This window comes from Pseudomonas sp. NPDC089734 (assembly GCF_044748865.1).
Lineage (GTDB): Bacteria > Pseudomonadota > Gammaproteobacteria > Pseudomonadales > Pseudomonadaceae > Aquipseudomonas.
In genome coordinates this window covers 1-2,010 of sequence record NZ_JBIVGV010000046.1, presented here as the reverse complement: position 1 = coordinate 2,010, position 2,010 = coordinate 1, and the positions used below count along the sequence as shown (strand labels likewise).

The 2,010-nt window shown below is 60.4% G+C and carries 2 protein-coding genes; both read left to right on the top strand.

Features of this window, described 5'->3' with window-relative positions; genetic code table 11:
- Nucleotides 1–305: phosphopantetheine-binding protein (locus ACIPY9_RS24565; RefSeq protein ID WP_400707821.1), on the top strand; the 305-nt coding region annotated here is incomplete at its 5' end.
- A gap of 14 nt (nucleotides 306–319) precedes the next feature.
- Nucleotides 320–2,010, top strand: a 1,691-nt coding sequence (locus tag ACIPY9_RS24560; protein WP_400707818.1) for a condensation domain-containing protein, incomplete at its 3' end; no start/stop codon positions are given.

Here is a 2,010-nt window from a genome sequence, read left to right as displayed (position 1 = left end):
TGGAGCAACAACTGGCAGCGATCTGGGCGGACGTGCTGAAGGTCGAGCAGGTCGGTTTGAACGACAACTTCTTCGAGCTGGGTGGTCACTCGCTGGTTGCGGTGCAGATGCTGGTCCGTGTGCGTGAGCAATTGCAGCATGAGGTTTCGTTGAAAGAGTTGTTCGAGCAACCCTCTCTGGCGGGTCTCAGCGCGGCCATTCAACAAAAAAATGGCAAAAGTGACCACGCACAGGACGAATTGACTAAATCACTGGAGGCACTCAAACGTTTATCAGCGGAGGAAATTGATAATTTGATTGCTTAGCAGGAGATACCCCCGTGCAAGAGTTGCTTGAGTCCGTAAAATCGCTGTCCGCCCGTGAACGCAAGGCGCTGGCGGTACTGCTGAAGCGACAGGGGGTGAATCTTTACGGAGTCACGCCAATCTTCAAGAGAGAGTCGCAGGAGCCTTCTGCGCTCTCTTTTGCCCAACAGCGACAGTGGATCATCTGGCAACTGGAACCACAGAGCGCTGCCTACAACATCCCTCTGGCCTTGCGCCTGCACGGTTCCCTGAACGTCGAAGCACTGCGTCGCAGCGTCGAGTCGTTGATCGAACGTCACGAAACATTGCGCACCACCTTCCGGCAGCAGGGCGACGAAGCGGTTCAGGTCGTGCATCCGGCAGGGACCTTCACCCTGAACGTTGACCGGCTCCAGGCCACAGAAACGGTCGAGGCATACGTCGATCAGGCAGTGCAGCGCCCCTTCGATCTGGAGCAGGGGCCGCTGTTGCGCGTCAGGCTGCTGAGCCTGAGCGATAACGAGCACGTTCTGGTTCTGACCCAGCACCATATCGTCTCCGACGGCTGGTCGATGCCGATCATGGTCGAGGAACTGCTGCGTTTTTATGAGGCCTTCAGCCAGGGGCGCGAGATTGCACTGACGCCTTTGCCGGTCCAGTACGCCGATTACGCCCTCTGGCAGCGTAACTGGCTGGAAATGGGCGAGCAGGAACGTCAGCTGGCCTACTGGAAAGAACAGCTGGGCGATCAGCAACCGGTGCTTGAGCTGCCGACCGATCGCTCGCGTCCGGCGGTGCGCACCTATGGCGGTGCGCGCATCAATGTCGAACTCGACAACGCACTGCTGGGTCGCTTGAAGGACGTGGCCCGTCAGCAGGGCGTGACGCTGTTCATGCTGTTGCTGGCCTCGTTCCAGACCCTGTTGCATCGCTATTCCGGCCAGACCGATGTGCGTGTCGGCGTGCCGATTGCCAACCGCACCCGTGCCGAAACCGAAGGCCTGATCGGTTTCTTCGTCAACACTCAAGTGCTCAAGGCCGAGTTTTCGGCGCAGACCACCGTTGCCCAGTTGTTGCAGCAGGTCAAGCAGACCGCCTTGCAGGCCCAGGCCCATCAGGACCTGCCGTTCGAGCAACTGGTGGAAGCCTTGCAGCCAGAGCGCGACTTGAGCCGCAGCCCGCTGTTCCAGGTGGCCTATAACCACCAGACCCAGGGGCGCAACGAAGCGCGCCAGTTGTCGGGCCTGCGTCTGGAGTATCAGGTATCGGACAAACACACTGCACAGTTCGACCTGACGCTGGACACCTGTGAGCGTGACGATGGCCTGGGCGCCTCGCTGATCTACGCCACGGACTTGTTCGACAGGACGACCATCGAGCGCATGGCCGCTCACTGGCGCAATCTGTTGCAAGCCATGAGCGCCGATCTCCATCAGCGCATCGCGGACCTGCCGTTGCTGAGCAAGACTGAGCGCGAGCAGACGCTGCTGGACTGGAACCGTGATGTGGCGGTTTACCCCAGCGAGCAGTGTGCCCATCAGGTAATCGAAGCCCAGGCCGCTCGCGTGCCCCAGGCCATTGCCTTGACGCTGGGTACCGAGCAACTGACCTACGAACAGCTCAACCGCCGTGCCAACCCGCTGGCCCACAAGCTGCGCGAGCTGGGCGTCGGTCCGGACGTGAAGGTCGGGCTGGCGGTGGAACGCAGTCTGGAAATGGTCGTCGG